Origin of the sequence: Leisingera sp. JC1 (genome assembly GCF_001679925.1) — a bacterium.
Lineage (GTDB): Bacteria > Pseudomonadota > Alphaproteobacteria > Rhodobacterales > Rhodobacteraceae > Leisingera.
The window spans coordinates 1-4,663 of sequence record NZ_LYUZ01000006.1; the positions used below are offsets into that span (position 1 = coordinate 1).

A 4,663-nucleotide genomic window follows, 5' to 3' on the forward strand; every position below is an offset into this window, starting at 1 on the left:
TCACCGCCAAACCTAGTAAAATCCAAACATCTCTCTAAACGATAACAAAACACCTGACGCGGGATGGAGCAGCCAGGTAGCTCGTCAGGCTCATAACCTGAAGGTCGCAGGTTCAAATCCTGCTCCCGCAACCAGCGTTTCCGACCAAGCCTCCGCAAAAAGCGGGGGCTTTTTCGATTCGGCGCTCCCCAAAAACATCAGACCCGCCAATTCCCCAACAAGTTCAAGCTGATGGCCCCCGGGTGCGTCGTAAGCGTTGCATCCAACCCCCTCGATGGCATCTAAACCCGTTCAACTACCCAGTGATATGTAGGCCTCCAATCCACAGCAGGAGGCGAACATGTCGAAACATGAGGTTTGGGGTTTCACCATTGAAACATCTCCGTCAGGCAAGAATATCTGGCCAATTGACCTGAAACGGGAAGCAACCCGGCGCATCCGGGAAGACGGCCTGCCTCCCGGTGACATCGCCGCGGAACTGGGAGCCCATGAATGCCTCGTTCGCAAGTGGTGGGTCGCTGACCGCCGCAGCCGAGGCGAGCATATCGCGGTCCAAGGCCCTGCGTTCGCCGAGATCAGGATGGCCGAAGAAAGCCAGCCTCCTTCGGCCCCGCTCGAAACTCGCGGCATCTCACCCGGGTTTGCGCGTTTCCACAGTGGTGCGCTGTGTTTTGAGTTTCCGGTCAGTATACCCGAGGCCGACTTAATGAAACTCATTCGGGTTGCCGGCCTGACCTCATGATCGCGCCTTCAAACTCATTCAAGATCTACCTGGCGACCACGCCTGTCGATTTCCGAAAGGGCATTGACGGCCTCGCCAACTACGTCATGAGCAACTTCGAACTTGATCCGTTTTCAGGTGCCTTCTTCGTGTTCCGTTCCAAGGGGCGTGACAAGATCAAGGTGCTTATGTGGGACGGTACCGGCCTGGTTCTGATCTACAAGCGCATCGAAGGCGCTGGTTTCATCTGGCCCAAATTGTCGGATGGGACAATAACCCTGACGAAGGCCCAGTTCGAAGCCCTGTTTGAAGGGATAGATTGGCGCCGGGTTGCCTCTGCGCCCTATCACCGCCCCGTTCTCTTTCAAAGCCAGCATGCCGAGGTTCAATAGAATGCCATTGATATCCTTCATTGACGTCCGATTTTTCCCGCCTGAGGAAACCAGGGAAAGACTGGAAAAGCGTTTCACCCGGCATCTGCGGCTGTTGAGGTGCGGGCTCGTAGCCGCTTTCAGATCTGGCAATCACCCGTTGCCCGAAGGTGATGCTGATAAACTGCTGTCGGTAGATATTACGCACATTGACAGGATCCGCGTTCAAAGACGCGCCGGAAGGATCATCGAACGCAGACAGGCTGCGTCCGGCCTCGCCCATCTCGTCAGAGCTGACCGCGAGCGCCTCACGACGCTGCATGACGGGGTCAATCTCGTGGAGATAGCTACCGAGCATCGTGCTGATGAAATTGCGGCGGCGCTGCATGAAGAAATGCCATGGATGGGCGCCGCGACCGAGCAGATATGGCACGCGATGCGGAGGTCGGTTCGAGACGGAACGGCAGGGCTTCGCTTGCCGCCTATTTTGCTTGACGGACCGCCTGGTATTGGAAAGAGCTTTTGGGCCCGCCGTCTGGGTGAATTGCTGTCGGTTCCTACGACAGTGATCGAAGCTACCAATGAGAACGCATCGTATGCGCCGTCCCGTTCCCATTGATATCGTAGGTTCCGCGCCGGGCTGAAGTTTCCGACATGTTCGCCATCGAGATGGAGGTGAACATGGCAGACGGCAGTGGCTTTTTAGGGCAGTGCGAGGTTGCCGAGCCGCGTCGGGGGAACCGACGTTGGCCGGATGATGTGAAGGCGCGGATTGTGGCCGAGAGTTTTCAGCCGGGCGCGCGGGTTGTCGATGTTGCCAGAGGGCATGACATCATTCCGCACTGTATGCGCCGTCCCGTTCCCATTGATATCGTAGGTTCCGCGCCGGGCTGAAGTTTCCGACATGTTCGCCATCGAGATGGAGGTGAACATGGCAGACGGCAGTGGCTTTTTAGGGCAGTGCGAGGTTGCCGAGCCGCGTCGGGGGAACCGACGTTGGCCGGATGATGTGAAGGCGCGGATTGTGGCCGAGAGTTTTCAGCCGGGCGCGCGGGTTGTCGATGTTGCCAGAGGGCATGACATCATTCCGCACCAGCTTTCGGATTGGCGCCGTCTGGCGCGTCAGGGCAAGCTGGTTCTGCCTGAGGATTTGATGGCGTCAGTTTCCCAGGCCGAAACGGTCGTCAATGATCCGGAACCGGCCTTCGTGCCGCTGCAGATCGCTCTGACATCGCAGGTCGAGGCAGCTCCATCAGAAGCGGTACAGGACCGAGCATGTGACGCGCTGACGGTCGAGATCGGGTCGGATGTCGTGGTCCGTATTCCCGCCGCTGCAGATGTGGCACGGGCCGCGGCATTGATCCGGGCCATGCGAGGGACGTCGTGATTGTTGCGGGGCAGCGGTTGCCGATCGTGATCGCGACCAAGCCGGTGGATTTTCGGCGTGGTCACGATGGGCTGGCAGCGACGGTGCAGAATGAGTTGGGGCTTGATCCGCATTCCGGGCTGACGGTGATGTTCCGCTCCAAGCGTGGGGACAGGTTGAAGATCCTGGTTTGGGATGGAACAGGGCTGGTTCTGATCTACAAACGCCTGGAAGTTTCCAATTTCGTCTGGCCGAAGATTCAGGACGGGGTCATGCATCTGACCCGGGCTCAGTATGAGGCTCTGTTCGAGGGCCTCGATTGGCGGCGGATGGTGGCAAAGCCGGTTGTTGCGCCCACTGCGGCAGGGTGACTCAGCGCCCTATTTGGGCATTGTTTTATTGGGCTTTTCTGTCTCGTCGGGGTAGAAAAGCGCATGTCGCAGCCGTTTGATCTTCGCCAGTTTCCCGGTCTGCCGCCCGAGGTCGTGAAGGCCTTTGAGGCGCAGCAGGCCGCGCTTGAAAAGGCGCAGTTCGAGGCCTCGGTCGAGCGGGCCGCGCGGCAACACGAACAGGTTGTCGGCGCTGAGAAAGACACCTTCATCGCCGAGTTGAAGGCACTGGTCGAGAAGCTGGAAAGCCAGGTGGCCGATCACCGTCGCACCAGGTTTGGGCCAAAATCCGAAAAGCTGAACTCCGATCAGCTCGAACTGGCGCTCGAAGATCAGGAAACGGCCATCGCCGAGACGCAGCAACAGATCGACGCCGTTCAGGACAAGATCGACCAGCTCGACAAGACGGCAAAGGACAAAAAGCCCCGCAAACCGCGCAAGCCCCGCGCACTGCCCGAGGGATTGCCGCGGGTTGAGCGGGTTATCGAACCCGGCAGCATCCTTTGCCCCTGTGGTTGCGGCGACATGGTCAAGATCGGCGAAGACCGGTCGGAACGGCTCGACTGCATTCCAGCCACGTATCAGGTCATCGTCACTATCCGCCCGAAATATGCTTGTCCCAAGGGGCGCACCGGGGTGGTGCAGGCTAAAGCCCCCGCGCATCTGCTGGAAAACAGCTGGCCAACCGAACGGCTGCTGGCCCAGATCGCAGTCGCCAAGCATTGCGACTTCAATCCCCTGAACCGGCAAGCCGTTGCAATGGCGCGCAATGGTTTGCCGATGGATCGCTCGGTCCTGTCGGATTGGATGGGCCGGACCGGGGCGCTGATCGCACCCGTGGTCGCGCACATGGCCAAGGTGCTGCTGAAGGGCAGCACACGGCTTTATGTCGATGAAACCACCGCCCCAGTGCTGGACCCCGGCCGCGGCAAGACCAAGACCGGGTATTTCTGGGCGGTCCTGCGCGATGACCGTGGGTGGAACGGGCCTTCCCCGCCCGGTGTAGTGTTCCATTATCGCCCCGGGCGGAGCGGCGACTATGCCGCCGAAATCCTCAACGGGTTCAACGGCACCATCCAAGTCGACGCCTATGGCGGCTACACCGCCCTGGGCACCTCCAAGCGGATGGGTGGGAAGCCCTTGAAGCTGGCCTATTGCTGGTCTCATGGGAGAAGGGCTTTGATCAAGGCACAGCCCAAATCGGGGTCTCCTATCGTCGACGAAGCGCTGCTGCGCATCGCGGCGCTCTACCGAATTGAGACCGACATCCGCGGCCTGCCACCAGATGACCGCCGCGTTGTCCGGCAGGAACGGTCCCGCCCGCTGGTCGACGATTTCTTTGCCTGGTTGACCGCACAGGCTGCCCGCGTCTCGCGCAAGTCCAATCTAGGCAAGGCGCTGGCCTACATGATCCGACGCCAGGACGGATTCCGTCTGTTCTTGGACGATGGCCATGTCGACATGGATTCCAATCTGGTCGAGAACGCGATCAGAAGCCCGGCCATGACACGCCGCAACGCGCTTTTTGCCGGACACGATGACGGAGCCAGAAGCTGGGCTTCTTTTGCCAGCCTTATCGGAACCTGCCGGATGAACGGGGTCGAACCCTATGCCTATTTGGTCGGCCTGTTCACCAAATTGGCCGCGGGCCATCTCAACAAGGATATCGACGCCTTGATGCCCTGGGCCTATGCCGACGAACAATCAAAAGACGTGAGCTCGCCCGGGACTCCCTGACGTGCTCGTCCGCACAAATGGCTGGAGCCTGTCAACAGCAAGGCGCGAAACTTCCCAATGGGAAGTGGACGGCGCATAC

7 protein-coding genes and 1 tRNA gene are annotated in these 4,663 nt (G+C 59.7%); all 8 read left to right on the forward strand.

Annotated features, from left to right (window positions below; all coding sequences use genetic code 11):
- Window positions 1–57: 57 nt before the first annotated feature.
- A tRNA-Met gene (locus A9D60_RS02855) sits at window positions 58–134 on the forward strand.
- Window positions 135–340: 206 nt separating this feature from the next.
- The gene (locus A9D60_RS02860) at window positions 341–742 is read left to right on the forward strand and encodes a hypothetical protein (RefSeq protein WP_065266222.1); all 402 of its coding nucleotides are present in this window, start codon (window positions 341–343) and stop codon (window positions 740–742) included.
- Complete coding sequence (gene tnpB / locus A9D60_RS02865) at window positions 739–1,113, forward strand: IS66 family insertion sequence element accessory protein TnpB (protein WP_065266223.1); 375 nt, start codon at window positions 739–741, stop codon at window positions 1,111–1,113. The genes A9D60_RS02860 and tnpB (A9D60_RS02865) overlap by 4 nt, the downstream gene beginning before the upstream one ends.
- Window position 1,114: 1 nt before the next feature.
- Window positions 1,115–1,711: a hypothetical protein gene (locus A9D60_RS02870; protein WP_065266224.1), complete on the forward strand. Its 597-nt coding sequence runs from the start codon at window positions 1,115–1,117 to the stop codon at window positions 1,709–1,711.
- Window positions 1,712–1,746: 35 nt separating this feature from the next.
- Window positions 1,747–1,986 (forward strand): transposase, encoded by a 240-nt coding sequence (locus A9D60_RS02875; RefSeq protein WP_065266225.1) that lies wholly within the window; start codon window positions 1,747–1,749, stop codon window positions 1,984–1,986.
- Window positions 1,987–1,996: 10 nt separating this feature from the next.
- Complete coding sequence (gene tnpA, locus A9D60_RS02880) at window positions 1,997–2,479, forward strand: IS66-like element accessory protein TnpA (RefSeq protein ID WP_254656615.1); 483 nt, start codon at window positions 1,997–1,999, stop codon at window positions 2,477–2,479.
- A gap of 26 nt (window positions 2,480–2,505) precedes the next feature.
- Window positions 2,506–2,829, forward strand: coding sequence for an IS66 family insertion sequence element accessory protein TnpB (tnpB, locus tag A9D60_RS02885; RefSeq protein WP_368072338.1), 324 nt, complete (start codon window positions 2,506–2,508; stop codon window positions 2,827–2,829).
- Between the two features lie 63 nt (window positions 2,830–2,892).
- Entirely contained in the window at window positions 2,893–4,584 is a 1,692-nt protein-coding gene (tnpC, locus tag A9D60_RS02890) for an IS66 family transposase (RefSeq protein WP_065266227.1), read from the forward strand.
- The last annotated feature ends 79 nt before the right edge of the window (window positions 4,585–4,663 follow it).

Bases quoted from the DNA above. Each gene is read 5' to 3' on its own strand.
- tnpB (WP_065266223.1), top strand. From the start codon at position 739: ATGATCGCGCCTTCAAACTCATTCAAGATCTACCTGGCGACCACGCCT.
- A9D60_RS02870 (WP_065266224.1), top strand. From the start codon at position 1,115: ATGCCATTGATATCCTTCATTGACGTCCGATTTTTCCCGCCTGAGGAA.
- tnpC (WP_065266227.1), top strand. From the start codon at position 2,893: ATGTCGCAGCCGTTTGATCTTCGCCAGTTTCCCGGTCTGCCGCCCGAG.
- tnpA (WP_254656615.1), top strand. From the start codon at position 1,997: ATGTTCGCCATCGAGATGGAGGTGAACATGGCAGACGGCAGTGGCTTT.
- A9D60_RS02875 (WP_065266225.1), top strand. From the start codon at position 1,747: ATGTTCGCCATCGAGATGGAGGTGAACATGGCAGACGGCAGTGGCTTT.
- A9D60_RS02860 (WP_065266222.1), top strand. From the start codon at position 341: ATGTCGAAACATGAGGTTTGGGGTTTCACCATTGAAACATCTCCGTCA.